We start from the raw sequence: 26,253 nt of genomic DNA on the forward strand, positions 1-26,253 counted from the left end.
AAGGGCGGTCATGCGGTTTTGGGATTGCCCAGGGCACTGCCCAGTGATGTCTTCGCCAGGCCGGTCAGCAGGCGGGAGCGGGTATGTTCGGAGTGCTGGCGGGTCAGCGCCACCAGCAAGTCCCCGTCCGCCGCGATGAAGGCTTGCGCCATCTCGAGATGCTCGCGCTGGGCCTGGTCCAGGTCGCCCGTCAGCTTGACCTCTGTGCGGATGTAGACCTCGAGCACGCCGCGCGATTGCACCAGCGCTTTCATGTGGTGCGGATAGCGGGCCGGCAGCATCAACGCGTCGTGGAACTCGAGGTTCAGGTCGAACCACCGGACCCGGTCCACGTCTTGCGCCTGGGCCGCCAACTGCGTCATCTGGTCGAGGATGGACAGGATCCTGTCATCGTCGGCATGGGTCTTGAGTTCCACGGCGCGGCGGACCAGTTCGGTCTCGAGCAGGGTGCGCAGCGCGAAGACATCCCGGATCTCGCTCGGCTCCAACTGGGCGACGGTATAGCCGCGGCGCGGCGACAGGACGACGATGCCTTCGGACTCCAGGCGCGGCAGGGCCTCGCGCACGGGGTTGCGGCTGACTCCCAGCTTCTGTGCGATTTCTTCCTGCCGTAGCGGTGATCCCGGGGGAAACATGCCGTTGAGGATCGCGCTGCGCAGTTGCCGGTAGACGATTTCGGGCAGCGGCTGGGAATGTCCGGAGACGAGGGTTGCGGTAGCCATGGTGACGAGGGAGTGGAAGCCTGGGCAATAGTAGAGCGAAGGCCGGAGGCGGGGTTAAGCCTTCTGGGCGATGGCTTCCACTTCGATGAGGAACTCCTCCTTGACCAGGCGATCGATGATCAGCAGCGTGTTGGGCGGGAAGAGCGGGCCCGAAAAGATGCGCGGAAAGAGGTCGGCGCGCAGTTCCATGAAGCGCCCGATATCCTGGGAATGGACCAGGTAGGTCGTGAACTTGACGACGTTGTCGAATCCCATGTCCAGCCCCTTCAATACCGACTCCAGGTTCTGGAACACCTGCGCGAACTGCGCGGAAAAATCCCCCTTGCCGGCAACGCCGCCGTCGCCGGCTACCGAGAGCTGGCCGGCGATGTAGTAGGTCTTGCCACTGCTTGCCGTTTCCGTGGCATGGGAATACAGCCCCTGGGCCGGGCAGGCCCCCTGGGGGTTGATGTACTTCGGCTTGGTGGTCATCTGCGCGCTCCTCGCTTGGTGATGGGACGATATATCTTGCGTTTTGTATAAAGTATTCAATTTTGATTGGACGTGCAAGCATTTCGCCGGATAGCTAGGAATTTTGCGGCATTTTTCCCTCGTGTGGCGATGTATTTTCCTACGGGAAAACATGTATTTACCTCACATACGTGGAGAATTTTATACTTTATGCAATTATGGCTTCGCCACGATTCCCGATAGGGGATGCGGCGGAGTCGACAGCGCGGCCCGCCTTTGTGCAACGTGTTGTGCCCAGGCAGGCCATTCCTCCCTTCGCCGCCGGAGTTCACATGAGCCGATTGATTTCCCGCCGCAGTTTTCTTTCCTCTGTCGTTGGGGCAGGCGCCCTTGCCGCGGGCGTGCGTCCGGGCCTGGTGCATGCCGATGACAAGGTCGTGACGGTGACCAGCCTGGGTGGGCGGTGGGAGCAATCCATCCGCACGCATTTCGCGCCGCTGTTCAAGAAGCGGACCGGCGCGGATGTCCGCATCGTGTCGGGCGGGCCGGCACAATGGACCTCCCAGATCCTGGCGCAGCCCGCGCATCCGCCCCTGGACGCCGTGGACAACAGCGAAGTCCTGGCCATGGACCTGATCGGCAAGGGGCGGGTCCTGAAGCTGACGGTGGACAAGGTGCCCCATCTGGCCGACATTCCAGCGGTGTTTCGCCAGACCTGGGACGACTACGGGGTGTCGTACCAGTACGGCTCGTCCGGCATCTGGTACGACAAGAACAAGATCAAGCAGATACCCAGGACCTGGCCGGAATTCCTGGAACGCGCGGGGAAGGGGGAGTTCGGCAAGCGCATCGCCTTTCCGGACATCTCATATCCGTGGACCCCGGAACTCGTCTGGCACCTGGCCACCTCGCTGGGCGGTTCGATGTCCAACCTCGATCCGGCCTTCGCGGCGCTGCGCAAGATGCGGCCCTATGTGGTCAAGTTCTGGGGGACGGCCATCGAGGCCGAGCGCCTGATCGTGTCCCGCGACGCCGAGATCGGCTGGATCTGGGACGGCCGCGTCTACGCGATGATGGACAGTGGCGACAAGGCGCTCGACTTCACGCGCCTGGGGCCGAACACCTTGTTCTCGCTCGTGCCGGCGCAAGTGGTCAAGGGCGGCAACACGGAGCTTGCCTTCGCCTGGGTCAATACGCTGCTGGATCCCGAGCCCCTGCTCAAGTACTACCAGACGATCCAGTACACGCCCACGAATCCCAAGGTCGTCATTCCCGAGGCGACGCGGGCCCGCATCATGCCCGTGTCGGAAGGGGTGGTGCCGGACATGAAGGAACTCATCAAGGCGACGCCGGAAATCATGGCGCGCTGGAATGCGGAGATGCGCGGCTGATGTCCACGCACGCGATATCCGCGCCCGCGCGGCCGGGACCCGAGCCGCGCCCCGTGTCCCCGCGGCTGCTGCTGGGCCTGCCCATGGCCCTGCTGATGCTGGCGGGCTTCGTCCTGCCCGGGCTGCTGACCCTGGCTGTCAGCGTGAACGAGGGCGGTATCGGCGAGTTCGCCGGTATCAGCGCGGCCAAGTATGTCGCCGTCCTGGGCTCCGCCTATTTCTGGCGTGTCCTGGGGTTCACGCTGGCGGTCAGCGCCGGCGTGGCCGCGATCAGCGCGGTGCTGGCCTATCCGCTGGCCATGTTCCTGGCACGCTCGCCCAGCCGCTGGACAGGCACCGCCTACCTGATCACCTTCACGCCGCTCGCGGTCGGCATGAACATGCTCACGATAGGCTGGTTGATCGTGCTGGGCCGCGCCGGCGTGGTCAACAGCACGCTGCTGAATTTCGGTCTGGTGTCCGAGCCGCTACCGCTGGCCTATGGCGCGACCGCCGTGGTGATCGGGCTCGTGCACGTCAGCTTCACCTTCATGGTGCTGCCGCTCGAAAGCGTCATCCGGGGGATACCCGCGCAGGTGGAGTCCGCCGCGCGCAGCCTGGGGGCGCCCAGGTGGAAGGTGTTTCTTACGATCACGCTGCCGCTGAGCTTCGAAGGCCTGGCCGCGGGCATGCTCATCGTCTTCATGCAGAGTTGCGGCGCCTTCGTCATCCCGCTGCTGCTGGGCGGATCCAGCACCGTCATGTTGCCGGTGGCGATATGGGAACAGATCGGCGTGGCGAACGACCAGGCCAGCGCGGCGGCGTTGTCGGTGATCCTGACGGTGATCGCCCTGGCCGTGCTTTTCGTGCAGTTGCGCTACTTCAACCGCTCCGGGGGCCAGGGAGATCCAGCATGAATACCCTCTCGGCACCCGGCCGCGCCGGCAGCCGACTGTTCAATGCCTACATCGTGGGAATCTGCCTTTTGCTGGTGTTCCCGCTTGCGGTCGTGGCGCTGATCTCGTTCGACACCTCGTCCCACATCGGTTTCCCGCCCAAGGGTCTGCACCTGGAGTGGTATCGATCGCTGCCGGACAACGCGAACTTCCTGCTGTCGTTCAAGAACAGCCTGATCGTGGCCCTGGCTTCCACCGCGATAGCGGTGCTGGTCGCGGTTCCCGCTGCCATCCTGGTCACGCGCTTCAGGTTTCGGGGCAGGGGCGTCCTGTACGCGATGCTGATGTCGTCGCTGACGGTGCCGTGGATCGTCTACGGCGTCGCGCTGTTGCTGCTATGGACACACCTGGGACTGCGGCTGGGCCTGGATACGCTGATCTTCGGCCATGCCGTCATCGGCGCGCCCTATGTGCTGCGCACCTCGGTCGCGGTGCTGGCGGACATGCCCATGTCCTATGAGCGGGGGGCGCGCAGCCTGGGGGCGGGTCCGCTGCGTACGTTCTTCACGATCACCCTGCCTTTGATGATGCCGGGCCTGAAGGCGGGGGCCGCCTTCGCGTTCATCGTGTCCTTCGTCAACATCCCGGTATCGCTGTTCGTCACCACCGCGGACAACATCACCGTCCCGGTCGCGGTCTTCAACTACATGCAATACAACTTCGATCCCGGCGTGGCCGCGTTCTCGATGGTCCAACTGATCATCATCGCGCTTTTCATTGGATTCGCCGTGCGCGCGGCGAAGTCCGGAGCCCTTGCATGACCCATTCCCAAGACCTCGTACTGGATTCCCTCGTGAAGAACTTCGGCAGCGCGAGAGCTGTCGACGGCATTGACCTGACGATACGGAAAGGCGAGTTTGTTTCGCTGCTCGGGCCGAGCGGCTGCGGGAAAAGCACGACGCTCATGATGATCGCGGGCTTCGAGCGCGCCGACGCCGGAGCAATCCATATCCGCGGCAAGCGCGTCGACCATCTGCCGCCCGAGCGGCGCGACATCGGTATCGTCTTCCAGGCTTATGCGCTGTTTCCCCACCTCAGCGTCCGGGAAAACGTCGAGTACGGATTGCGCATGCGCAAGGTGAAGGCCGAGGAGCGCAAGCGCGTCGCCGGGGAAATGCTGGAACTGGTGCACATGTCGGCATTCGCCGACCGCGACATCAAGCGCCTGAGCGGCGGGCAGCAGCAGCGCGTCGCGTTGGCGCGGGCGCTGGCTATCCGCCCGGACGTGCTGCTGCTGGACGAGCCTTTCAGCGCCCTGGACCGCAAGCTGCGCGAGGAGCTGCAACGCGAGATACGGATGCTTCAACGTTCGCTGGGCATCACGACCATATTCGTGACGCACGACCAGGAAGAGGCGTTGCTGATGTCGGACCGGATCGCCGTCATGTACGGAGGGAAGATCGAGCAGTGCGCCGCGCCCGAGACCTTGTACAACTGCCCGGCCACCGAGTTCGTCGCCGGATTCATCGGCCGCGGCAACCTGCTCAGGCCCGGTTCGCCGATCGCGGTGCGCGCCGGGGCCGACGCGCTGTTCGATGACGGCGGCAAACCGCTCTTTTTCCGGCCCGAGGCTGTTCGCAAACCCGGCGGGGCCGATGGGCTCGAATTTGCCGGCAAGGTCCGCTCGATCTATTTCCACGGCTCGGCTCGCCTGGCCGAGGTCGAGATCGCCGAGACCCGCGACAGCCTGCTCATCGACATGAGCGCCTTCCGGGACGAGACGATCCGCGAAAACGACAGGATCCGGTTCGGCGTGCCCGCCGAGAGCCTGGTGCGGGTATCGCCATGACGGGCCGAGCCCGCCAAGACCTAGCGAAACGTGCCGCCCGGTTCCAGCCGGGCCAGCAGTTCGGCGCGGTTGCCGGCGCCCAGGCGGTTGTAGAGCTGGCGTCGGTGATAGACCACCGTGTTGGCGCTGATGCCCAGGCGCCGGGCGATCTGCGATTCGGGCATGCCGCGCGCCAGCCAGTACGCCAGTTCGTGCTGACGTGGCGGCAGCCGCAGCGCGAGCAAGGCCGACCATAGCCGCAGGCCGCGCGGCACGCGCTGCGTGATGTGGATCCCGACGGCATCCTCGTCGCCGGAGGCCGCCGCCAGATGCGTGGCCCGCAGCGAGAACCAGCCGTGGGCGTTGGACAGTTCCTGCTGCGGTGGCGGGCAGGCGGTGCCCGTCCGCGGCGTCAGCCGCTGCACCAGCGATTGCAGCACAGGGGGCAACGCGGCGCCGCGGCGCCAGCGCCAGCCGAAGGCCAGCGGCATGAGGGCTTCGGCGTCGGGGGAAATCCACAAGGGCCGGCCCTCCGGGGTGGCGACCAGCAGTCCCTGGCGATGGACCTCGCTGTCGTCCGCATCCCGTTCGCCCTGCCGCAAGGCATGCGCCAGATGCGATTCGAGCCGCGCCAGCGTCGCGATTTCTTCCGGCTGGAACGGTTGCGCGCCAGGCGGCCGGAACAGGAACAGCATGCCCACGCCCTGGCCCTGCGGCGCGCGCAGCGCCAGGCACAGCCAGTCGGCCACCCGCGCGGGGCGCATCACCACGTTGTAGTAATCGCTGCGCCGCAGGTCGACATGGGACGCCCTGAGCATCTGGCCCATGGTACGCGGGCCGTGGCCGTGCAGCTCGATGTCGCGCGCCTGGCGCAGGCTGTTGTGGAACATCTCGTTTTCGCTGCGCAGGATGCGCGGATCGAAATGCTCAGGCACCGAGGCCTGCACGTCGGCATCCTCCATGTGCGCTTCCAGTCCGTTGTGGTGGTCCGGATAGAAATAGCCGCCCGACTCGAACCCGATCAGCGGATGCAGGGTCTCCAGCAAGGGCTGGATCAGTTGCGGACCGCCCACGTCCAGGCATGCCAGCTGGTGCAGGCGAGCAAGAGCATGGCCGGTCGAGCGAGGCAGGGACATGTCGGTCGGAAGCGATGGGGAATCCCGATCGTACCCGAGCCGCCGCGTCCCGGCACCTGCGTGCGCCGGCCACGACACCCTATCCCGGCGGGGTGGGGTGGGCGAAGGCGGGTTTGGTTAGGCTGCTCGGGTTTTTTCCAAGGTATTCATCGTCATGTTGCCAAGCACCCGTTTTCTTTCCCTGGCGGCCGCCTCCGCCGTCATTGCCCTGAGCGCCTGCCTGGCCGCGGGCACCGCCCGCGCCGCCGATGGCGCGGACCCGGCCCGCTTTCGCCTGACTCCCGCCTTGCTCGATCGCATGGACGCGGTGGCGGCCGAATTGAAGGACCTGAAAGCGGCGGACGACGATGACGATGACGCCGAGTCGGTCGAGGACATCGCGCGCAAGCTCGAGGCCCGGCCGCGCGTGCGTTCCGCGCTGGCGCGCCAGCGGCTGACCGGAAAGGAATACGCCACCGCGATGCTGGCCGCGCTGCACGCCGGCATGTACCTGGCCACCGAACGGGCCGCCGACCCGCAAGGGCAGTCCTCTTTCACTCCCGAGCAGCGGGCGAATATCGAGGTGATGCGTGCCCGCCGGAAGCCCTAGCGGAAAGGCCGCAAGCCCGGGGCGGGCGATGCCTCGCACACAAGCGTGGCTTCGTGTAGAATAGCGGGCTCTTTCCAGCAAAGCCCTTTTGCATGCCGTGCAAAACCCATGGGCGGAAAAGGGAAGACGAATTGCGAACCTTGTTCGCCATGGCGCGTTAGCAAAGCGGTTATGCACCGGATTGCAAATCCGTTGAGGGCGGTTCGACTCCGCCACGCGCCTCCAGCTTTATCTGAAATCGCCGTTCCCGCAAGGGGCGGCGATTTTCTTTTGCGCGTCGCTGCCGCTTGTATCAACGGGGGCGATCGAGCGGACAGGCTCGGTTCCAGAAAGGTTTAAGGGGAACGCTTTAAGTTAAATGAAAACGTTTATCATTATGATTTGCGTAAATGATAACTCATTTTCCCTACTCGAGAACCCCGTTGCATACTTCCCTCCACCAAGATCGCCAAGCCGGTCACGCCAGCGCCGTCCGCCCCCGTCACTCCGTTCTCGTCCTCGCGCTATCCCTGGCCTTCGCGGCCCGGGCGGCCTCCGCCGATGACCCCGCCAGAGACCAGGACAAGCTACCGGAAACCGCCCAGCAGCTTCCCACCATCTCGGTCACCGCGACGGGCGAGTCGGCCACGCTGCATGACCTGGAAGCGCCGGTCAATGCCGGCGCGCTGGGCAATCTGACGCAGCTCGAGACGCCGTTCTCGACCACCGTGGTCACTCGCGGCGACCTGGACGATCGGCCCATCGTGAAGCTGGGGGACCTGTTCGCGACGGACGCCTCGGTATCGGACAACAGCGGCGCCCACGGCGCCTGGGCCAGCTACCTGACCGTGCGCGGGCTGCAGCTGGACTGGCAGAACGCCTTTCGCATCGACGGCAAGCCTTTCCTGAGCTACGCCACGACGCCGCCCTACGAACACTTCGAGCAAGTCGAACTGCTCAAGGGAGCGTCGGGGTTCATGTACGGCTTCGGCTCGCCGGGCGGCGTCGTCAACTACGTGACGAAGCGGCCGACCGCCCAGCCGGTGCGCAGCGTGAGCCTGGGATTCTCGTCCGGCAATGTCTGGCGCCAGCACGTGGACCTGGGCGGCAGGGCGGGCGAGGACGATCGTTTCGGCTACCGGCTGAACGCGACGCATGAACAGGGCGATCTCTACAACGACGGTTCCCTGAAGCGCAATGCCGTGTCGCTGGCGCTGGACCTGAAGCTGACCGACCGCCTGACCTGGGATTTCCAATCGCTTTACCAGAACAAGAAGGTCGTCGGACAGGAGCCGACGATCAATACGTCCAAGCTGGTCGGGACGGTGCTGCCGCGGCCCGTGCGCGACAACGACCGCACGCTGGTCGGGGACGGCACGTTCGTGAACAACGAGTTCCAGTTCCATTCGACCGGGCTGACGTACCGGCTTGCGCCGGACTGGAAGCTCAGCACGACCTACAGCCACAGTTCGACCCGGACCCGCCGCAGCGAATCGGTGCTGTTCCTGACGGACAGCGGCGGCAACTATCAGGACGTTCGGTCGGACTATGCGGAGCGTTATGCCTACGACCAGTGGCAGGCCATGGTGCAAGGCAGTTTCTCGACGGGCGCGCTGGAGCACCAGGTCGTGCTGGGTACGTCGTGGCAGCAGCAGAAGAACGACTACAGCCTGAACAGCGTGTACCAGCAGATGGGGACGGGTTCGCTCGGGTCGCAGAACGTCATTTCCTACCATCCGCAGGGCGGGCTCGACCTGTACCGGGCCGGCGAGATCACGCAGAAGGCGCTGTTCGCCAGCGATACCGTCAAGCTGTCGGATCGCTGGTCGGTGCTGGCGGGCGTGCGCTACACCAAGTTCAGGCAGGAGGGCTATACGCCGGACGGCGCCATGTCCGCGCTATATGACAAGAGCAGCGTGACGCCCACGGTGGCGGTGATGTTCAAGCCCGATGCGCAGACCATGGCCTATGCCAGCTATGTCGAGTCGCTGGAACAGGGCGCGACGGTGGGCAATGCCTATGCGAACCGCGGCCAGACGCTGGGGCCGCTTACGAGCAAGCAGTACGAGGTCGGCGTCAAGACCGAGCGCAGAGGCTGGGCCGCCACCGCCGCCTTGTTCCGCATCGAGCGCGGCGCCGAATATGCGAACGCCGGCAACGTGCTGGTGCAGGACGGCTTGTCGGTCTATCAGGGCCTGGAGCTGGGCGCCTCGAAAAGGGCGGGGGCCTGGACCGTGGGCGGCAACCTGATGCTGCTGGATTCGGAGTACCGCAAGGGTTCGGACTACAACGGCAAGCGTGTCGCCGGCGCGCCGCGTTTCGTCGCGGCCGGGCAGGTGGTCTACAGCGTGCCGCAGGTGCAGGGGCTCAGGCTGCGGGCCGATTTCAAGTACACCGGCAGCACGATGCTGCGTCCGGCCAACGACGTGAGGGTCTCGGGCTACACCATCGTCAACGTCGGCGCCAGCTACGAGACCCGCCTGGGCGGCTACGACACGGTCTTCCGCGCGGCCATCACCAATCTGGCCGACAAGCGGTACTGGGAATTCCAGTACGCGGACTATGTGAAACCGGGCTATCCGCGCGCGCTGGCCTTGGGGATGACGCTGAAATTCTGAGTTGGCGGCTTATGCGTTTTTTGTCGAATGAACGCAGGGCTTAATAAGGAAATAGAATATATATAGGAAAAATGCGTCGTTCCTGGCGCAGGGCACTTGCCTCATACTGCGATGTTACATTGGCGGCCACCGTGTTCCCGCGCCACTTCCGGGCGGGAGCCAGCCGCCTCGTCTTTTTCTATGAACCAGAATTCCTCTCCTTCCGCATCGCCGCTGATCCGGCTCGAAGCGGTCAGCAAGACGTTCAAGCTGCCCGACGGGCGGGCGTTCGAAGCTGTGAAGTCCGTGTCGCTGGACATGGCCGAAGGGCGCATCTTCGGCCTGATTGGCAAGAGCGGCGCCGGCAAGTCGACGCTGCTGCGCATGATCAACCTGCTGGAGCGTCCGGACGCCGGCCAGGTGCTGGTGGACGGCCGCGACCTGACCCGGCTCTCCAAGCGCGAGCTGCGCGAGACCCGGCAGGGCATAGGCATGATCTTCCAGCAGTTCAACCTGCTGCAGAACGCCAGCGTCTACGAGAACGTGGCCTTCCCGCTGAAACTGCACGGCAACCGCAGCCGGGCCGAGATCGAGGCCCGCGTGCGGGAGTGCCTGGCCGTGGTGGGCCTGACCGACAAGCTGCACAACCATCCCGCGCAGTTGTCCGGCGGGCAGAAGCAGCGCGTGGCGATCGCGCGCGCCCTGGCGCCGCACCCCAAGGTGCTGCTGTGCGACGAACCGACCTCCGCGCTGGATACCGAGACCACGCGTTCGGTGCTGGACACGCTGCGCGAGATCAACCAGCGGCTGGGCGTGACCATCATCATCGTCACCCATGAACTGCACGTGGTGCATGCCTTGTGCGACCACGTCGCGGTGCTCGAGAACGGCCAGTTGGTCGAGCGCTTCGACGTGGGCGACCAGACCACGCCGCGCCTGAGCGCGCTGGGCCGCGAGCTGGCCCAGGAGCAGGTGCGCGAAGACATCCTGAAAGAACACGCCGCCCGCATCGCCCAGGCGGCGGAGCCGACTACCCGGGCCGCCTGACCATGTCCGACAATATCCTCGCCATTCTTCCCGAACTCTGGGTCGCCATCGGCCAGACCTTCATGATGCTGGGCATCGGCCTGGCCGCCGCGATCCTGATCGGCGGCCCGCTGGGCGTGCTGCTGTTCCTGCTGGGTCCCGGGCAGTCGCTGGAGAACCGACCCGCCTATCTGGTGCTGAGCTGGATCGTCAACACCGTGCGGTCCTTTCCTTTCATCATCCTGCTGGTCGCGCTGGTGCCCATCACGCGCGTGGTGGTGGGGACGTCCATCGGCCCGCTGGCCGCGTCGGTGCCGCTGTCCGTGGCCGCCATCCCGTACTTCGCACGCCTGGTGGAGCAGAGCATCCGCGAGGTGCCGCGCGGCGTGATCGAGGCCGCGCACGCCATGGGCGCCTCCGAGCTGCAGATCGTCTGGCGCGTATTGGTGCGGGAAGCCCGGTCCGGACTGATCCTGGCGCTGACCGTGCTGGCGGTCAGCTTCCTGTCCTATTCGGCCATTGCCGGGGTAGTGGGCGGGGGCGGCATCGGCGACCTGGCCATCCGCTATGGCTATTACCGCTTCCAGACCGACGTCATGCTGCTGACCGTCGCGCTGCTGATCGTGCTGGTGCAGATCATCCAGTTCGGCGGCAACGCGCTGGCCCACAGGCTGGACAAACGCTGACTCTTTCTTTCCGTCGAAGGCACGGCTGGCCGTGCCGGCATTCATTTCCGGGACTCATCATGACTCTACGCCGCACTTTCATCCTTGGCACGGCCGCCGCCGTCCTGGCCCTGGGCGCCGCCGCCCACGCCGCCGACCCCGCCAAGAAGGACCTCGTTTTCGGCGCGACCGCCGGCTACAACTACGACGTGCTCAAGCTCGGCATCGTGCCTCAACTCGAAAAGCAGGGCTACAAGGTCAAGCTGGTCGAGTTCAACGATTACGTGCAGCCCAACCTGGCCCTGGCGCAAGGCTCGCTGGACGCCAACCTGTTCCAGCACATCGCCTACCTGAACCGATTCAAGGCGGACCAGAAGCTGGACCTGGTCGACCTGGTGCAAAGCACGACCGCGCCCATGGGCATTTACTCGAAGTCGCGCAAGAGCCTGGCCGACGTGAAGGAGGGCGACCGCTTCACGCTGCCCAACGATCCGAGCAACCTGGCGCGCGCCCTGTTGCTGCTGCAGCAGAATCGGGTGATCACGGTGAAGGCCGACGTGGATCCGCTGCGGGTCACGGAAAAGGACCTGGCCAGCAATCCCAGGAAGGTCAGGCTGCAGCCCGTCGAGGCCGCGCAGCTGCCGCGTACCGTGGGCGACGTGGAGTTCGCCGTGGTGCCGGGCAACTTCGCCATCGCTTCGGGCCTGAAACTGACCAGCGCGGTGGCGCTGGAGACGCCGCCCGTGCAATTCCAGCAGGTCGTGGCGATCCGCCGCGCGGACCAGGGCAAGCCATGGGCCAAGGACCTGGCCGCCGCGTTCAAGTCGCCGTTCTTCAAGAGCGTGCTGGACAAGGACTTCCCGGGCTATGTCCGCCCGGCGGGCTTGTGATCGGCGCGGGCGTTTTCACGTTTTTGGAGTACGACCTTACGGATATGGTGATTCGCGGCGGGGGCGGATAGACTCACGTCGCGGATTTTCGCAATCATGAGAGGTTCTGCAACCATGGAATACCACGGCGTGGAGTATCGGCCCATGACGGTATTTCTCAAGCGTTTGCGCGATCTGGCCCTGCTGGCCGGTTTCTCGTGCGGTTTCATGTGGCTGGTCGCGAAGCTGGGCACCCTGTGTCCCACGGTGCTCGAGCATTTCGCCATCACGTCGATCTTCTGAGCCGGTGCCCCCGATGCGGGGCGACCGGCTGTCATGATCCGGTCATCGGGCGGACATAGTATTTACACGATCCTACGGCGCCGTGGCCGGGCTCGTGCGAGCCGGCGAACGGCGGCGTTTCCTGTTCATGTCCGCCCGTGTCCGATTCCGCTTCCCATTCCGATTCTTCTTCCTCCGGTGCCGCCATCGATATCGAGGGCGTGGTACAGCGCCTGTCCGGCACTACCATCCTGGACGGCATCGACATCCGGCTCGAACCGGGCAGGGTGCTGGCCCTGCTGGGACCGTCCGGCTGCGGCAAGACCACGCTGCTCAAGCTGCTGGCCGGCCTGAGCCGCCCGGTGGCGGGGCGCATCGGGATTGGCGGTGTCACCGTCGCGGACGACCGGACCTTCGTTCCCCCCGAGCGGCGCGGCCTGGGCATGGTGTTCCAGGACTACGCGCTGTGGCCGCACATGACCGTGGGGGCCAACGTGGCCTTCCCGCTGGAAGTGCGTGGCGTGCCCCGAAGCGATCGGGCGGAGAGGGTGGCGAGCGCGCTCGGCATGGTGGGGCTGGCGGGCTGCGAAGACCGTTCGCCCGGCAGCCTGTCGGGTGGCCAGCAGCAGCGCGTCGCGCTGGCGCGGGCCGTGGTGGCGCGGCCCCGGGTGCTGTTGTTCGACGAACCACTGTCCAATCTCGACCGGGATCTGCGCGAGACCCTGTGCGGCGAGATCGGACTGTTGCTGCGCGAGCTGGGCACCACGGCGGTGTACGTCACCCACGACCACGAGGAAGCCTTCTCGCTGGCTGACACGGTGGCGGTCATGCGGGCCGGCAAGGTGTGCCAGATCGCCGCGCCCGAACTGCTGGTGAGCGAACCCGCCAGCCCCGAGGTGGTGGAGTTCCTGAAACTGGGCGCCCTGCGCAGCGGCGTGCGCACCGAACGCGGCTGGCAACTGGCCGGCGGCCTCGAACTGGTCTGCCCCGTGCCCCTGGCCGGCGGTCCGGCGGGGCCGGGCCATCTCTTCATTCCCCATGCCGCGCTGAAGGCGGGCGAACGCCACGCCCTGCGAGGCCATGTGATCGCGCAGCGGTTCCGCGGCGGGCACTACACGACGACCGTGCGCGTGGGCAGCGACCACCATGCCTTCGAACTGGCGTGGCTGACCGATCAACGCATGCCTGTCCAGCACCCCGTGGGGCTGGACCTCGACTGGAGCCGCCTGCGCTGGTTTCCGCAGGCGGCGTGACGCTTTTCCCCGGCGATATGCCGTTTCTCGACTCAGGAATCTCGATGATGAAAATCAAGCCTCTGATCGGCGCGCTGGCGTTCGGCGCGATGCTGGCCGCTGGCCAGGCCCAGGCCCTGACGGTCTATACCGCCGGCCCGGCCGGACTGATCAAGCAACTGGCCGACGACTTCAAGAAGCAGACCGGCGTTTCGGTCGACGTGTTCCAGGCCGATACCGGCAAGGTGATGGCGCGGCTGGAGGCGGAAGCCTCGAACCCGAAGGCCGACGTGGTGATCTCGGCGTCGTGGGACAGCGCCCTGGACCTGCACAAGCGCGGCTGGCTGCTGGCCTATGCCAGCCCCAATGCCGCGAAGGTGCCGGCCGAGTACAAGGGCCCCAGCTACGTGGCCCAGGGCCTGTCGGCGCTGGCCATCGCCTGGAACACCAAGAGCGGCACGCCGCGTCCGACGGACTGGGCCGACCTGGCCAAGCCCGAGTTCAAGGGGCTGGTCAACATGCCCGATCCGGCCCAGTCGGGCACCGCCCTGGAACTGCTGTCGGGCCTGCAATCGGCGCGCGGCGCCGATGCGTGGCGCCTGTTCGCCGATCTGAAGCGCAACGACATGGCCATTGCCGGCGCCAATGCGCAGGCGATGAATCCCGTTTTGCAAGGCGCCAAGGCAGCCGTCTTCGGCGCGGTCGACTACGTCGCGCTGGGCAACCAGGCCAAGGGCGAGAGCATCGAGGTCATCTTCCCCGCCAGCGGCACGGTGATCGCCGGCCGGCCGATGATGATCCTGAAGTCCAGCCGCCAGCAGCAGGATGCCAAGCGCTTCATCGATTTCGTGCTGTCCGACGCCGGCCAGGCGCGGGTGGCCGCGACCTACCTGATCCCGGCCCGCCAGGACGTGCAGGCCAAGCGCCCGGTGATCAAGGACATCAAATCGCTGCCGGTGGAGAACGAAGCCCAGCGTGCCGGCCGCCAGGCCCTGCTGGAGCGCTTCACGACACTGTTCGGCCGCAAGTGACCGGACGCGGTCGGGCGTGATTCCACATAGCTAGCAAGAGGAAGAGGCGGGCTCCATGCGCGCGAACACGTTGTTGGTGGGGGCCGCGGTGTCCGCCTTGGGTATCCTGGTGGCCATGCCGCTGGGATTCGTCCTGCTGCAGGCCGTTTTCCCCGAGCTTGCCCAGGGCTCGCTGGCGCGGCCGCTGGCCCACCTGGCGGGGGTCCTGGCCGATCCCAAGCTGGTCGAACTGACGATCAATACGCTGAAGCTGGGCGCCTGCGTGGTGCTGGCCGCCGCGGCCATCGGCATCCCGCTGGGAACGCTGCGCGGCCTGTTCGATCTGCCCGGCGCCAAGCTCTGGGACGTGCTGATGCTGGTGCCCTTCATGATCCCGCCCTATATCAGCGCGTTGGGATGGATCATGCTGCTGCAGCCGCGCGGATACCTGCAGCAGCTGCTGGGCATCCATGCCGGGCCGGCGCTGTTCTCGTTCGGCGGCGTGGTGTTCGTGATGACGCTGAACGTGGTGCCGGTGGTCTATTTCGCCGTCTCCCGCACCATGGCGGCGTCGGGCTCCCGCTTGGCGCTGGTGGGGCGGGTATGCGGCGGGGGCGCCTGGCGCTGCTTCTGGCGCATCACGCTGCCGCTGGCCCTGCCGGGCATCGCCGCGAGCCTGCTGCTGGTGTTCGCGATGGCGATCGAGGAGTACGGCACGCCGGCCGCACTGGCGGCCAACGCCGGCTTCTTCGTGCTGGTGACGGGCATCGAGCGGCGCTTCTCCGAGTGGCCGATCGACCTGCCCGGCGCCTCGGTGCTGTCGCTGATCCTGGTCGCGCTGGCCATGCTGGCCTTCGTCTGGCAGCGGCGCATGCTGACGGGCAAGGGCTACGAGACCACCACGGGCAAGCCCGCGCGGGGCGAGACCCTGCCGCTGGGCGCCTGGCGCTGGCCCGCCGCCGCGCTGTTCGCCGCGATCGTGGCGGTGGCCACGTTCGCGCCGCTGTTCGCCATCGCCGCGACGGCATTCAGCCGCACGCTGTCGGGCGGCCTGGCCATCGGCAACCTGTCGCTGACGCATTTCCAGGCCATCGCCGCCGGCGGCAGCGAAGCCTCGGGCGCGCTGGCCACGAGCCTGATGCTGGGTGCCGGCGCGGCCATCGTGACCGGGCTGACCGGCGTGCTGGTGGCCTATTGCGTGGTCAAGACCCGCACGCGCGGCCGGGCGGTGCTCGATGCCCTGGCCGTGCTGCCCAACACCATGCCCGGCGTGGTGGTCGGCGTGGGCCTGATACTGGCGTGGAATCAGGCCTTCTGGCCGGCCACGCCCTACAACACCTGGGGCATTCTGCTGCTGGCCTATTGCTGCCTGCTGCTGCCGTACCCGGTGCGCTATGCCCACGCCGCGCTGATGCAGATCGGCGACAACCTGGAGGCCGCCGCCCGGGTGCATGGCGCCGGCACGGTCACGGCGCTGGCGCGCATCCTGCTGCCGCTGCTGGCGCCCAGCCTGGTCGCCGCCATGCTGCTGGTGTTCGCGGTGGCCTCGCGCGAGCTGGTGGCTTCGCTGCTGCTCGCGCCCACGGGCGTGCAGACGGTATCGCTGTTCATCTGGCGCCAGTTCGAACAGGGCTCGGTGGGCCAGGGCATGGCGATGAGCCTGGTCACCGTGGCCTTGACCACGACGGTGATGCTGCTGGCCACCCTGTGGCTGGAGCGGCGGCAGGCGCGCGGTGTGTAACCAGACCCCTGTTTGTGTGTATTTATAAAAATCTCTTGTATACAAGAAAAGGATGGGGCAAGATGATTCCATGTCATCCCGCCCCCCATCCTCCGGCAACGAGAAAAAGCGCTCCGAGACGCTGCGCGAAACCATCGAAGAGCTGATCGCCGTCGGCGAACTGTCGCCGGGGGATCCGCTGGACGAGACCGTGCTGGCCAATCGTTTCGGCGTGTCGCGCACGCCCATACGCGAGGCCCTGATCCAGCTGGCTTCGGCCGGACTGGTGGAGATGCGGCCCAGGAAGGGCGCGCTGGTGGCGCAGATCGGCCCCCAGCGCCTGATCGAGATGTTCGACGTGATGGGCGAAATCGAGGCCATGTGCGCGCGGCTGGCCGCGCGGCGCATGACGGCCGACGACCATCGCCGCCTGCTCGAGGCCCATCGCGCCTGCCAGGCTTCGCGCAACGCGGGCGACGCCAACGCCTATTACTACCTGAACGAAGTTTTCCATCGCACCATCTACGGCCTGGGCTGCAACGGGTTCCTGAACGAGGAAGCCATCAAGCTGCATCGCCGGCTGGGCCCGTATCGCCGCCTGCAATTGCGCGTGCGCGATCGCATCGCCACGTCCTACGACGAGCACGAGGGCATCGTCGAGGCCTTGCTGGCCGGCGATGCCGGCCTGGCCGCCGAGCGCGCGCGCGACCATGTCGTGGTGCAGGGACAGCGTTTCGCCGACCTGATGGCCTCGCTGTCCAGGCAATCGGCTTGAGTCTTTCAGAAGGAACACGAGCGACATGTTGAACAGCGAACGTCAAGATGCCGCCGATGCGCGGCCCGCCGCGCCGGCCCCCGATCCGCAGCCGACCCAGTCGCTGCTGGCCCGCTGGAGCAAATGGCTGGGAGGGCGGCCCCAGGGGGCCGCCGAGCCCGGCCGCGAGGCCGTTGCCTTGTCCACGCGCGAGGCCAACCGCCAGCGCGCCATGCTGCTGCCGTGTTTCCAGGCGCGCCTGACCGACGTCGCGGCCAATCGCGCCGCGTTGACCTGGCAGGAGGCCTATCGTGCCGCCGACGCCCAGCGCCGCGGCGCCATGCTGGAACTCCTGGCCGAAGTGGGTGCCTCGTCGGCGGGGCCGTCCGAGACTGGCGGCAAGGAGACGCCTTCCGATCTGTCGCGCGCGCTCTCGCATGCCCGGGTCCGTTTCTTCAAGCGCTTGAACGCCTTGCCCGATGGCCTGCCTTTCCTGCTCGAACTGCGTACCGACATGCTGGCCTGGCGCGCGAAGATCCCCGGGCTGCAAGGACTGGACGCCGACCTGGAGGGCTTGCTGTCGAACTGGTTCGACGTGGGCCTGCTGGAGATGCGGCGCATCACCTGGGACTCGCCCGCCTCGCTGCTCGAGAAGCTCATCATCTACGAGGCGGTGCACGAGATCGCCTCGTGGACCGATCTGCGCAACCGCCTGGATTCCGACCGCCGCTGCTACGCGTTCTTCCACCCGCGCATGCCGAACGAGCCGCTGATCTTCGTCGAGGTCGCGTTCTGTGCCGACATGGCCGGCAACGTGCAGAGCCTGCTGGACGAGGGCGCGCCCATGGAGAACCTGGACAAGGCGCGCTGGGCCATTTTCTATTCGATCTCCAACACCCAGCAGGGCTTGCGCGGCGTCAGCTTCGGCAACTTCCTGCTCAAGCGCGTGATCGAGGAACTGAACGGCGAACTGCCCAAGATCAAGCGTTTCGCCACGCTCTCGCCCATACCGGGCTTTTGCGACTGGGTCAGGAAACGCGGCGCCGAGGACCTTGCCGCCATCGTTCGCAAGGAAAAGGCCGGCCTGGAGGCGGCCACCGGCGCGCAGGTGCTGGCCGCCATTCAGCAGGCGGTGGACGACGAGGCCGCGCCGCCGGCCGTGCAGGCCGTGGCCATGCGGCTGGCGGCCCGCTACCTGGTGGAGCGCAAGGGATCGCTGCCGCTCGATTCGGTGGCGCGGTTCCACCTGGGCAACGGCGCCCGCATCGAACGGCTGAACTGGAAGGCGGACACGTCGCGCAAGGGCCGGGCCCAGTCGTGCGGCATGATGGTCAACTACGTGTACGAGCTGGATGCGCTCGACGACAACCTGGCGCGGCTGGGCGAGGGGAAGCCCGAGACGAGCAGGGGAGTGGCCCGGCTGCTCTGACGCGCGCGAAAAGAATCGATCAGAACTGGCAAGAGCCAGCGTGTAGTACCTTCATACCAAGAAAGGAGACGGGAGATGAAACGCAGCATTGCCTTGATCGCCTGCATCGTGGGCGCGGCCGCGGGTGGCCATGCGGTGGGAGCGGAGGCCTGGCCGTCCAAGGCCGTCACCATCATCGTGCCGTTCCCGGCCGGGGGCGGCACCGACGCCTTCGTTCGGCCGCTGGCGCAGCAGCTGGGTGCCCAACTGGGGCACAGCGTGGTGGTGGACAACCGTGGGGGCGCGGGCGGCACCGTGGGGGCGGCCATCGCGGCGCGCGCCCAGCCGGACGGCTACACGTTCTTCGTGGGCGGGGCGCACCACGCCATCGCGCCGTCGTTCTACAAGGGCCTGACCTACGACATCGAGAAGGATTTCGTCCCCGTCACGCTGATCGCGCAGCCGCCGCAGATCATCGTCGCGGCGCCCACCGAACCCTTCAACGACCTGAAGGGCTTGATCGACCAGGCCCGCCGCCAGCCGGGCAAGCTCAACTTCGGCTCGGCGGGCAACGGCACTTCCCACCACCTGGCCGGGGAACTGTTCAAGCTCCAGGCCGGCGTGGACATCGCGCACGTTCCGTACACCGGCGCCGGCCCCATGCTGCTCGCGTTGATGGGTAGCCAGGTGGACCTGGCTTTCGACGGGCTGGGGTCGTCGGCCCAGCACATCCGCGCCGGCAAGATCAAGCCGCTGGCCGTGGCGGCGCCGAAGCGTTCGTCCGCCTTCCCCGACGTGCCCACCGCGGCCGAGGCCGGCCTGCCGGGCTACGAGGTCTCGACCTGGTATGCGATGTGGGCCCCCAAGGGCACGCCGCAGCCTATCGTCGAGCGCATGTACGCCGAGGTTCAGAAGGCGCTGGGCACGCCCGAGATCAAGAAGGTGTGGTTGAGCAACGGCTCCGAGATGCCGCGCTACACCAGCGCCGAGTTCGGCAGGTATCTGCACGAGGAAGTGCAGCGCTGGGCCAAGGTCTCCAAGGACGCGGGCATCAAGGCCGATTGATGGACGAGGCTCCGCTCATGGAACCGGCGCCGGGCCGGATCGACGCGTCGACCGAGGGCGGCGTGCTGACGCTGACCCTGGCGCACGCGGGCAAGCTCAATGCGCTGACCGCCGCGATGTGGCGCGAGCTGGCCGCGGCGATGCGGGACGCGGCGGACCGGCCGGGCCTGCGCGCCGTCGTCATCCGGGGCGCCGGCGGCCATTTCGCGGCCGGCGCCGACATCGGCGAGTTTCCGGTGGAGCGGGGCGGCCTCGCGGCGGTGCGCCACTACCACGAGCGGATCATCGCCCCGGCGCTGCGCGCGATCGACGATTGCCCATGGCCCACGGTGGCGCTGGTGCAGGGCGCCTGCGTGGGCGGCGGGCTGGAGATCGCCTGCTGCTGCGATCTGCGCATCGCCGGCCGCAGCACCCGCGTGGGCGCGCCCATCGCGCGGCTGGGGTTTCCGATGGCGCCGGCCGAGCTTGCGGGTCTGCTGACCGTGGCCGGCCGCGCGGTGGCGCTGGAACTGCTGCTGGAAGGCCGCATCCTGGACGCCGCCGAGGCCCATGCCAAGGGCCTCCTGACCCGCGTGGTCGAGGATGCCGAGCTCGAGGCCGAGCTTGCGCGCACCCTGTCCCGCCTTGCCGCCGGCGCGCCGCTGGCGGCTACCCTGAACAAGCACATGGTACGGCGGCTGCAGCGGCCCGAGCCGCTGGCCGAGGCCGAGCTGGCGGCATTCTTTTCCTACAGCGATACCCGCGATCATCGCGAAGGCGTGGCGGCGTTCCTCGAAGGGCGCACCCCCGTGTTCGGCGGCGACGCTTCACCTTTCCCGACCGAAGAAGATAGATGAAAGACGAGAATCTCTATTCCCTGCTGGCCTCCGGTTTCCCCGCCGATCTCGACGCGGTCTGCATCGAGGCGCCCGGCGCCGGCGACTACACCTGGCGCGACGTCCAGACGCAGACGGCGCGCATGGCGAACCTGCTGCGTTCGCTGGACCTGCCCGAGGGCGCCCGCGTGGCCGTCCATGTCGAGAAGTCCCCCGAGGCCTTGCTGCTGTACCTGGCCACCTTGCGCGCGGGCTACGTCTACCTGCCGCTGAACACCGCCTACCAGGAAAGCGAGATCGACTACTTCCTGGGCGATGCCGAACCGTCGGTGGTGGTCTGCGCCAGCAAGAACCGGGAATGGGTGGGCCGCTGCGCGCAACGCGCCGGAACGGGCCACGTCTACACGCTGGACGACGATCGCACCGGCACGCTGCTGGACGCCGCCGCCCAGGCCTCGCCCGAGCATGAGGTGGCCGTGCGCGCCGCGGATGATCTCGCAGCCATCCTGTACACCTCCGGCACGACGGGCCGCAGCAAGGGCGCCATGCTGACCCATGGCAATCTGGCCTCCAACGCCCGCGTATTGCACGAATACTGGGGCTGGCGCGCCGACGACGTGCTGCTGCACATGTTGCCCATTTTCCACGTGCACGGATTGTTCGTGGCCGCGCACGGCGCGCTGCTGGCCGGCGCGAAAATGATCTGGCTGCCCAAGCTGGACGTGGCCGCCGCGCTGCGCCTGCTGCCGCGCTGCACCGTCATGATGGGCGTGCCGACCTACTACGTGCGGTTGCTGGCCGAGCCGGCGTTCGGGCGCGACACCTGCCGCAACATGCGGCTTTTCGTGTCCGGATCGGCGCCCCTGCTGATGGAGACCTTCAACGCCTTTCGCGAACGAACCGGCCACACCATCCTCGAGCGCTACGGCATGAGCGAGACCGTCATGCTGGTCTCCAATCCTTACGACCCCGCCCTGGGCGAACGCCTGGGCGGCACCGTGGGCCAGCCGCTGCCGGGCGTGTCGGCGCGGGTGGTGGACGATGCGGGGGCGGCGTGCCCACCGGGCGAGATCGGCAATATCCAGGTCAAGGGTCCCAACGTGTTCAAGGGCTATTGGCGCATGCCCGAGAAGACCCGGGAGGAATTCACGCCGGACGGCTGGTTCAAGACCGGTGATGTCGGCCGCTGGGGGGGCGAATCCGGCGGCGCCAGGGTGCCCGACGGCTACCTGTCCATCGTGGGCCGCAGCAAGGACCTCATCATCTCGGGCGGCTTCAACGTCTATCCGAAGGAAATCGAGAGCTTCCTGGATGACATGCCGGGCGTCGAGGAAAGCGCCGTCATCGGCGTGCCGCACCCCGACTTCGGCGAGGCGGTGATGGCCGTGGTCGTGCCCAAGCCGGGCGCCAACCTGGACGAGGCCGCCATGATCGCCGAACTCAAGGCCAGGATCGCCAACTTCAAGGTGCCCAAGCGCATCCATGTGGTGTCCGAACTGCCCCGCAACACCATGGGCAAGGTCCAGAAGAACGTGCTGCGCCAGACCTACGCCTGACCAGGCCTGGCATGGGGAAGGGCGCCGGGGGCGCATCGGCTACAATACCGCCCGTGCGCCCGTGACGAAACTGGTAGACGTAGCGGACTTCCGTAAGAGTGGAGTGCCCTGGACGAAAGTCCGGGAGTAGAACCCGTCAAATTCGGCGAACCCCTGGCACGGGAACGCCGAGCCAAGCAGGCGGCCGATGTTGGCCGCCGGGCGTGTGTAGAGACTCGACGGCGGGGACCTAAGGCTGGCGCGGCAATCTTGCCGCGCGACGCGATGGTCAAGGCAGAGTCCAGACCCCAAACGGCATTGCCTTCGTGCAATCCGGCTGCGCGAGCAGTAGCGGGTAAGAAAATCCGCCGCCGCAAGGCGTGCCGGTTCGATTCCGGCCGGGCGCACCAATTCCTCCTTCCCCATTCGGGTTGCTCCGCGGGTACGACGCTTGCTACGCCCCATCGTCCTCATCCACGGGAGACGGCGATGAATCAAGCCAGCATACGGAGAAACGGCAGGGGGCAATTGTTCGATCGCTTCGCGACGTCGGTCACCCGGACCACGGGCTCGCCGCCGGCGTTCAGCATGGCGTGCGCGGCCATCGTGCTCTGGGGCGCGCTCGGGCCGATATTCCATTTTTCCGAAACCTGGCAACTGGTGGTCAATACCGGAACCACCATCGTGACCTTCCTGATGGTGTTCGTGATCCAGCGCACCCAGAACAAGGACAGCGAGGCGCTGCACCTGAAGCTGGACGAGTTGCTGGGGGCGCTGGAGGGCGCCAACAGCAAGCTGGTCGCGATCGAAACGATGGACGAGGATCACCTGCGCCGGTTGAGCGCGCGCTACCACGCGATGGCGGAGAGGGTGGCCCGGGGCCGGGCGGGGACGTCTTCCGGGCCGGAGAATGCAAATCACCGTTAAGACGCGTGCCGCGGGCTACCCAATGGATGTATAGTCCCGGTTAATTTTTGTAACCTGTATCGTTTGGTCCATGCGCTGGCTAACGTTATGGGCCACCTTGGTGGTCGCGTGTTTCGGCCTGGTATGCGCGGCCGCGCTATACGACACCCGCCAGGATGCCAGGCGAGCGGCCAGGGAAGCCACGGTGAACCTGGGCCGGGTGGTCGCCGACGGCATCGGCCGCGACATCGAGCTGGTCGACCTCTCTCTGCAATCCATGCTCAATGGCCTGCGGCTTGCCGAAGCCGAAGGCCTGGATCCTTATCGCCGTCACCAACTGCTGTTCGGCAGCCTGCCGCAGATGCGCGGCGTGGGAACGATGGTGGTGCTGGACACCGAGGGCCGGATGCTGACCGACTCCAAGTCGGTGCAGCCGCGCGGCGTCGAGTTTTCGCAGCGCGACTATTTCCGCGTGCACAAGGAAGCTTCCGACGTCGGACTGTTCGTGAGCCGGCCTTTTTTCTCGCGGCTGACCAATATGTGGTCCATCGCCATCAGCCGCCGCGTGAGCCGGCCCGACGGCAGCTTCGGCGGCGTGGTGGTCAGCACGCTGCGCATCTCCCACCTGGAAAACCAGTTCCGCCAACTGGACCTGCGCCAGAATGGCTCCATCATGCTGCTGCGCGCCGACGGCTCGGTCATGGCGCGTTTCCCGGCGGTACAGGGCCTGCTGGGCAAGCAATTGGCCGATCTCGAGCTGTTCAAGCGCTATCCGGCATCGGACACCGGTTCGTACGAGGCCGTGTCGGCCACGGATGGGGTGACCCGGCTTTATTCCTTCACGGCGGTCGAGCCCCCGCTGCCGCTGATCGTGCTGGTGGGCATGGCCGACAGCGACATCTATGCGGCCTGGCGCAACAAGGCGGGGATCATCGCCATGCTTACGCTGCTGCTGTGCATGGGCACCATGGTGCTGGTGTGGATGCTGCGCCGGGAGTTCGCGCTGCGTCTGGCGGCCGAGCGCAGCGCGCTGCGCAGCGAGGCCCGGTACCGGGTGCTGGCCGAGAATTCGGCCGACATCATCGCGCTGTGCCGGGCGGACGGCATCGTCACCTATATCTCGCCGGCCATCAAGGACGTGCTGGGGTGGGTGCCGGGGGACATCGAAGGGCGCAACATCGACGACTTCGTGCGGGCGGACTACGTGCCGCTGTTCTCCGGGGACGAGCAGTCCTGGCCGCGCATGCTGACCTTTCCGGCGCGCCACCGGGATTCGTCGTGGAGCTGGCTGGAGGCCAGCGTCAAGCGCCTGCCGCCCGAGATGGGCGACGAGCGCTGCATCCTGAACATCCGCGACGTCTCGCGCCGCAAGAAGGCCGAGGAAGCCCTGGAGGCCGAGAATGCCCAGCTGCTGGCCATGGCGGCCACCGACGGCCTGACCAACCTGTCGAACCGCCGCCGCTTCGACGAGGCGCTGGAGCGGGAATGGCGGCGCGCCGCGCGCGAGGAAAGCTCGCTGGCGCTGCTGCTGATCGATGCCGACCATTTCAAGGCGCTGAACGACCACTACGGCCACCAGCATGGCGACCAGTACCTGCGCACCATCGCCCAGGTGATCCAGGGCAATATCCGGCGCCCGGCCGACATGGCGGCGCGCTACGGCGGCGAGGAATTCGCGGTGCTGCTGCCCAAGACGGACATCGATGGCGCCTATCTGATCGCCGAGAACATTCGCAAGGCCACGCTGGATGCGCGGATTCCCCACCTGAAGAGCGAGCAGGGCGTGATGACGGTCAGCATCGGCGTCGATGCGATGGTGCCGGGCCATGCCACCGCGGCGGCGCTGCTGGTGCGCCAGGCCGATGCCGCGCTGTACGCCGCCAAGCGGCAGGGGCGCAATCGCACCTGCGTCTACGAACCGCAGCAGGGGTCGATGTCGCGTTCGGTATGAAGGCCGGGGCGCGGCGCGGCTGCAAGCCCCGGGCTTGGGGTACGATAGGGCTCTCTACAGGTACAGACCGCGCCAGGCGTTCCCCGGGGGCGACAGGCGCATCATTCATGGCATTCAAGGTTTTCGATCTGCAATGCGAGCACGGCCACGTTTTCGAAGGCTGGTTCAGCTCGCACTCCGATTTCGACACGCAACGCGAAAGCGGCCTGATCAGCTGCCCGCTGTGCGATAGCAAATCCATCGACAAGAAATTGTCGGCCCCCATGCTGAACGTCTCCGGCAGCAAGGCGCCGGCCACTCCCGCCGCGCGCGAACCCGGCAACGCCCCCATGTCCCCCGACATGCAGGCCGCCATGCTGAAACAATTGCGGGAAGCCCTGCGCCAGACCGAAAACGTCGGCGAACGCTTCGCCACTGAAGCCCGGCGCATCCACCACGGCGACGCCCCCGAACGCCCCATCCGCGGCGTGGCCACCCAGCAGGAACGCCAGTCCCTGGCCGAAGAAGGCATAGCCGTAGCCCCCATCCCCGCCCTGCTAGACGACGACCGCTTGCAATAAGGACGTTTGTTCGTCCCGCAAAGCGGGGCGAACCTGCGCCTGCCCTGCGCCAAAAAAGCGCAAGCCAACCAATAGACGAAACTATGGGGGAAAGGGGGCCAAAGGCCCCCAAGAAAGACGAGGCGAAGTGGATCCGGCTCCGCCGGTCCACTTCGACGCCCCACGGGGCCCGGCGCCGGGCCGCCCCAAGGCGGGCCCCGGCCCCCTCGGGGGGCTGCCGCGTAGCGGCTGGGGGCTCACCATGCCGGGCGCGCGTAAGCGCGTAGGGGGGGGGGCTTATTTCACCCTGCTACGGTACTCGCCCGTACGGGTGTCGATCTCGATCTTGTCGCCGATTTCGCAGAACAGCGGCACCGGCAGTTCGTAGCCAGTGTTGACCTTGGCGGGTTTCATGACCTTGCCCGAGGTGTCGCCACGCACGGCCGGCTCGGTGTAGACGATCTCGCGCACGACGATGGTGGGCATTTCCACCGAGATCGCGCGGCCTTCGTAGAAGACCACCTCGACGGGCATGCCTTCTTCCAGGTAGTGCAGGGCATCGCCCATGCTCTCGGCTTCGACTTCGTACTGGTTGTACTCGGTGTCCATGAAGACATACATGGGGTCGGCGAAGTACGAGTAGGTGCACTCGCGGCGCTCGAGCACCAGGATTTCGAACTTTTCGTCGGCCTTGTAGACGGATTCCGTGCCCGAACCGGTCAGCAGGTTCTTGAGCTTCATCTTGACGACGGCGGCGTTGCGGCCGGACTTGTTGTATTCGGCCTTCAGGACGACCAGGGGATCCTTGCCGACCATGATGACGTTGCCGACGCGCAATTCCTGAGCGATTTTCATGCTGGAGCAACCTTAGGGGAGGGAACGCTAGTGACAGCCGGCGTGTAGCGCCGC

Annotated in this window: 25 protein-coding genes and 1 tRNA gene; 22 read left to right on the plus strand and 4 right to left on the minus strand. The window is 66.7% G+C overall.

The features are described from left to right. Positions 1 to 8 precede the first annotated feature (8 nt). Positions 9 to 722: a GntR family transcriptional regulator gene (locus WKR98_RS15100; RefSeq protein ID WP_124689787.1), complete on the minus strand. Its 714-nt coding sequence runs from the start codon at positions 720 to 722 to the stop codon at positions 9 to 11. Between the two features lie 54 nt (positions 723 to 776). Further along, on the minus strand, positions 777 to 1,193 hold the full coding sequence (locus tag WKR98_RS15105; protein ID WP_124689786.1) for a RidA family protein: 417 nt from the start codon (positions 1,191 to 1,193) through the stop codon (positions 777 to 779). A 311-nt stretch (positions 1,194 to 1,504) separates the two neighbouring features. Here WKR98_RS15105 and WKR98_RS15110 point away from each other — a divergent pair, with 311 nt between their 5' ends. From WKR98_RS15110 to WKR98_RS15125, 4 genes are read left to right on the plus strand one after another with little or no spacing between them, the layout of a single operon-like run. Further along, positions 1,505 to 2,563: an extracellular solute-binding protein gene (locus tag WKR98_RS15110; protein ID WP_161567825.1), complete on the plus strand. Its 1,059-nt coding sequence runs from the start codon at positions 1,505 to 1,507 to the stop codon at positions 2,561 to 2,563. Continuing rightward, positions 2,563 to 3,459, plus strand: coding sequence for an ABC transporter permease (locus WKR98_RS15115; RefSeq protein WP_124689784.1), 897 nt, complete (start codon positions 2,563 to 2,565; stop codon positions 3,457 to 3,459). Before WKR98_RS15110 ends, WKR98_RS15115 begins: the two co-directional genes overlap by 1 nt. After that, positions 3,456 to 4,259 (plus strand): ABC transporter permease, encoded by an 804-nt coding sequence (locus WKR98_RS15120; RefSeq protein WP_161567824.1) that lies wholly within the window; start codon positions 3,456 to 3,458, stop codon positions 4,257 to 4,259. Before WKR98_RS15115 ends, WKR98_RS15120 begins: the two co-directional genes overlap by 4 nt. Next, the gene (locus WKR98_RS15125) at positions 4,256 to 5,287 is read left to right on the plus strand and encodes an ABC transporter ATP-binding protein (RefSeq protein WP_124689782.1); all 1,032 of its coding nucleotides are present in this window, start codon (positions 4,256 to 4,258) and stop codon (positions 5,285 to 5,287) included. The genes WKR98_RS15120 and WKR98_RS15125 overlap by 4 nt, the downstream gene beginning before the upstream one ends. Before the next feature lie 20 nt (positions 5,288 to 5,307). Here WKR98_RS15125 and WKR98_RS15130 read toward each other — a convergent pair whose 3' ends face one another. Next, positions 5,308 to 6,402: a helix-turn-helix transcriptional regulator gene (locus WKR98_RS15130; protein ID WP_124689781.1), complete on the minus strand. Its 1,095-nt coding sequence runs from the start codon at positions 6,400 to 6,402 to the stop codon at positions 5,308 to 5,310. Positions 6,403 to 6,556: 154 nt separating this feature from the next. On the opposite strand from WKR98_RS15130, the gene WKR98_RS15135 reads away from it, so the two are divergent. The 18 genes from WKR98_RS15135 (at position 6,557) to WKR98_RS15220 (ending at position 25,365) form a co-directional block, all read left to right on the plus strand. Continuing rightward, positions 6,557 to 6,991, plus strand: a complete 435-nt coding sequence (locus tag WKR98_RS15135; RefSeq protein WP_124689780.1) for a hypothetical protein — start codon at positions 6,557 to 6,559, stop codon at positions 6,989 to 6,991. Between the two features lie 151 nt (positions 6,992 to 7,142). Continuing rightward, positions 7,143 to 7,216, plus strand: a tRNA-Cys gene (locus tag WKR98_RS15140). 284 nt (positions 7,217 to 7,500) lie between these two features. After that, positions 7,501 to 9,588, plus strand: coding sequence for a TonB-dependent siderophore receptor (locus WKR98_RS15145; protein ID WP_238160457.1), 2,088 nt, complete (start codon positions 7,501 to 7,503; stop codon positions 9,586 to 9,588). A gap of 180 nt (positions 9,589 to 9,768) precedes the next feature. Continuing rightward, the gene (locus WKR98_RS15150; protein ID WP_124689778.1) at positions 9,769 to 10,614 is read left to right on the plus strand and encodes a methionine ABC transporter ATP-binding protein; all 846 of its coding nucleotides are present in this window, start codon (positions 9,769 to 9,771) and stop codon (positions 10,612 to 10,614) included. Between the two features lie 2 nt (positions 10,615 to 10,616). Further along, complete coding sequence (locus WKR98_RS15155; protein ID WP_124689777.1) at positions 10,617 to 11,279, plus strand: methionine ABC transporter permease; 663 nt, start codon at positions 10,617 to 10,619, stop codon at positions 11,277 to 11,279. 59 nt (positions 11,280 to 11,338) lie between these two features. Beyond that, positions 11,339 to 12,148 (plus strand): MetQ/NlpA family ABC transporter substrate-binding protein, encoded by an 810-nt coding sequence (locus tag WKR98_RS15160; protein ID WP_124689776.1) that lies wholly within the window; start codon positions 11,339 to 11,341, stop codon positions 12,146 to 12,148. Between the two features lie 96 nt (positions 12,149 to 12,244). Further along, the gene (locus WKR98_RS15165; protein WP_124689775.1) at positions 12,245 to 12,430 is read left to right on the plus strand and encodes a hypothetical protein; all 186 of its coding nucleotides are present in this window, start codon (positions 12,245 to 12,247) and stop codon (positions 12,428 to 12,430) included. Positions 12,431 to 12,567: 137 nt separating this feature from the next. Then, a complete protein-coding gene (locus WKR98_RS15170; protein ID WP_124689774.1) occupies positions 12,568 to 13,662 on the plus strand; it encodes an ABC transporter ATP-binding protein in 1,095 nt (364 codons plus the stop codon). Between the two features lie 47 nt (positions 13,663 to 13,709). Continuing rightward, positions 13,710 to 14,672 carry an ABC transporter substrate-binding protein gene (locus WKR98_RS15175; protein WP_238159998.1) on the plus strand — a complete coding sequence of 321 codons (963 nt, stop codon included), beginning with the start codon at positions 13,710 to 13,712 and terminating at the stop codon, positions 14,670 to 14,672. Between the two features lie 55 nt (positions 14,673 to 14,727). Continuing rightward, positions 14,728 to 16,392 carry an ABC transporter permease gene (locus WKR98_RS15180; RefSeq protein WP_124689772.1) on the plus strand — a complete coding sequence of 555 codons (1,665 nt, stop codon included), beginning with the start codon at positions 14,728 to 14,730 and terminating at the stop codon, positions 16,390 to 16,392. A gap of 70 nt (positions 16,393 to 16,462) precedes the next feature. Then, positions 16,463 to 17,146, plus strand: coding sequence for a GntR family transcriptional regulator (locus WKR98_RS15185; RefSeq protein ID WP_124689771.1), 684 nt, complete (start codon positions 16,463 to 16,465; stop codon positions 17,144 to 17,146). A gap of 25 nt (positions 17,147 to 17,171) precedes the next feature. Continuing rightward, positions 17,172 to 18,554 (plus strand): malonyl-CoA decarboxylase domain-containing protein, encoded by a 1,383-nt coding sequence (locus WKR98_RS15190; protein WP_341433972.1) that lies wholly within the window; start codon positions 17,172 to 17,174, stop codon positions 18,552 to 18,554. Positions 18,555 to 18,629: 75 nt separating this feature from the next. Further along, entirely contained in the window at positions 18,630 to 19,598 is a 969-nt protein-coding gene (locus WKR98_RS15195) for a Bug family tripartite tricarboxylate transporter substrate binding protein (protein ID WP_341433973.1), read from the plus strand. A gap of 17 nt (positions 19,599 to 19,615) precedes the next feature. Further along, the gene (locus tag WKR98_RS15200) at positions 19,616 to 20,434 is read left to right on the plus strand and encodes an enoyl-CoA hydratase/isomerase family protein (protein ID WP_341433974.1); all 819 of its coding nucleotides are present in this window, start codon (positions 19,616 to 19,618) and stop codon (positions 20,432 to 20,434) included. After that, positions 20,431 to 21,969 (plus strand): malonate--CoA ligase, encoded by a 1,539-nt coding sequence (locus WKR98_RS15205; protein ID WP_341433975.1) that lies wholly within the window; start codon positions 20,431 to 20,433, stop codon positions 21,967 to 21,969. The genes WKR98_RS15200 and WKR98_RS15205 overlap by 4 nt, the downstream gene beginning before the upstream one ends. Positions 21,970 to 22,437: 468 nt before the next feature. Then, positions 22,438 to 22,875, plus strand: coding sequence for a low affinity iron permease family protein (locus WKR98_RS15210; RefSeq protein WP_341433976.1), 438 nt, complete (start codon positions 22,438 to 22,440; stop codon positions 22,873 to 22,875). Positions 22,876 to 22,945: 70 nt separating this feature from the next. Then, positions 22,946 to 24,805 (plus strand): diguanylate cyclase, encoded by a 1,860-nt coding sequence (locus WKR98_RS15215; protein WP_124689764.1) that lies wholly within the window; start codon positions 22,946 to 22,948, stop codon positions 24,803 to 24,805. A gap of 107 nt (positions 24,806 to 24,912) precedes the next feature. Beyond that, positions 24,913 to 25,365, plus strand: coding sequence for a DUF1178 family protein (locus tag WKR98_RS15220; RefSeq protein WP_341433977.1), 453 nt, complete (start codon positions 24,913 to 24,915; stop codon positions 25,363 to 25,365). A gap of 276 nt (positions 25,366 to 25,641) precedes the next feature. Here WKR98_RS15220 and efp read toward each other — a convergent pair whose 3' ends face one another. Continuing rightward, on the minus strand, positions 25,642 to 26,199 hold the full coding sequence (efp, locus tag WKR98_RS15225; RefSeq protein WP_124689762.1) for an elongation factor P: 558 nt from the start codon (positions 26,197 to 26,199) through the stop codon (positions 25,642 to 25,644). Positions 26,200 to 26,253: the final 54 nt, after the last annotated feature.

It is taken from the genome of Pigmentiphaga sp. YJ18 (assembly GCF_038066655.1).
Lineage (GTDB): Bacteria > Pseudomonadota > Gammaproteobacteria > Burkholderiales > Burkholderiaceae_B > Pigmentiphaga.

Bases quoted from the DNA above. Each gene is read 5' to 3' on its own strand.
- WKR98_RS15195 (WP_341433973.1), top strand. From the start codon at position 18,630: ATGAAACGCAGCATTGCCTTGATCGCCTGCATCGTGGGCGCGGCCGCG.
- efp (WP_124689762.1), bottom strand. From the start codon at position 26,199: ATGAAAATCGCTCAGGAATTGCGCGTCGGCAACGTCATCATGGTCGGC.
- WKR98_RS15105 (WP_124689786.1), bottom strand. From the start codon at position 1,193: ATGACCACCAAGCCGAAGTACATCAACCCCCAGGGGGCCTGCCCGGCC.
- WKR98_RS15215 (WP_124689764.1), top strand. From the start codon at position 22,946: ATGCGCTGGCTAACGTTATGGGCCACCTTGGTGGTCGCGTGTTTCGGC.
- WKR98_RS15200 (WP_341433974.1), top strand. From the start codon at position 19,616: ATGGAACCGGCGCCGGGCCGGATCGACGCGTCGACCGAGGGCGGCGTG.
- WKR98_RS15115 (WP_124689784.1), top strand. From the start codon at position 2,563: ATGTCCACGCACGCGATATCCGCGCCCGCGCGGCCGGGACCCGAGCCG.
- WKR98_RS15180 (WP_124689772.1), top strand. From the start codon at position 14,728: ATGCGCGCGAACACGTTGTTGGTGGGGGCCGCGGTGTCCGCCTTGGGT.
- WKR98_RS15150 (WP_124689778.1), top strand. From the start codon at position 9,769: ATGAACCAGAATTCCTCTCCTTCCGCATCGCCGCTGATCCGGCTCGAA.
- WKR98_RS15205 (WP_341433975.1), top strand. From the start codon at position 20,431: ATGAAAGACGAGAATCTCTATTCCCTGCTGGCCTCCGGTTTCCCCGCC.
- WKR98_RS15110 (WP_161567825.1), top strand. From the start codon at position 1,505: ATGAGCCGATTGATTTCCCGCCGCAGTTTTCTTTCCTCTGTCGTTGGG.
- WKR98_RS15125 (WP_124689782.1), top strand. From the start codon at position 4,256: ATGACCCATTCCCAAGACCTCGTACTGGATTCCCTCGTGAAGAACTTC.
- WKR98_RS15165 (WP_124689775.1), top strand. From the start codon at position 12,245: ATGAGAGGTTCTGCAACCATGGAATACCACGGCGTGGAGTATCGGCCC.
- WKR98_RS15100 (WP_124689787.1), bottom strand. From the start codon at position 722: ATGGCTACCGCAACCCTCGTCTCCGGACATTCCCAGCCGCTGCCCGAA.
- WKR98_RS15185 (WP_124689771.1), top strand. From the start codon at position 16,463: ATGTCATCCCGCCCCCCATCCTCCGGCAACGAGAAAAAGCGCTCCGAG.
- WKR98_RS15155 (WP_124689777.1), top strand. From the start codon at position 10,617: ATGTCCGACAATATCCTCGCCATTCTTCCCGAACTCTGGGTCGCCATC.
- WKR98_RS15135 (WP_124689780.1), top strand. From the start codon at position 6,557: ATGTTGCCAAGCACCCGTTTTCTTTCCCTGGCGGCCGCCTCCGCCGTC.
- WKR98_RS15210 (WP_341433976.1), top strand. From the start codon at position 22,438: ATGAATCAAGCCAGCATACGGAGAAACGGCAGGGGGCAATTGTTCGAT.
- WKR98_RS15160 (WP_124689776.1), top strand. From the start codon at position 11,339: ATGACTCTACGCCGCACTTTCATCCTTGGCACGGCCGCCGCCGTCCTG.
- WKR98_RS15190 (WP_341433972.1), top strand. From the start codon at position 17,172: ATGTTGAACAGCGAACGTCAAGATGCCGCCGATGCGCGGCCCGCCGCG.
- WKR98_RS15130 (WP_124689781.1), bottom strand. From the start codon at position 6,402: ATGTCCCTGCCTCGCTCGACCGGCCATGCTCTTGCTCGCCTGCACCAG.
- WKR98_RS15175 (WP_238159998.1), top strand. From the start codon at position 13,710: ATGAAAATCAAGCCTCTGATCGGCGCGCTGGCGTTCGGCGCGATGCTG.
- WKR98_RS15220 (WP_341433977.1), top strand. From the start codon at position 24,913: ATGGCATTCAAGGTTTTCGATCTGCAATGCGAGCACGGCCACGTTTTC.
- WKR98_RS15120 (WP_161567824.1), top strand. From the start codon at position 3,456: ATGAATACCCTCTCGGCACCCGGCCGCGCCGGCAGCCGACTGTTCAAT.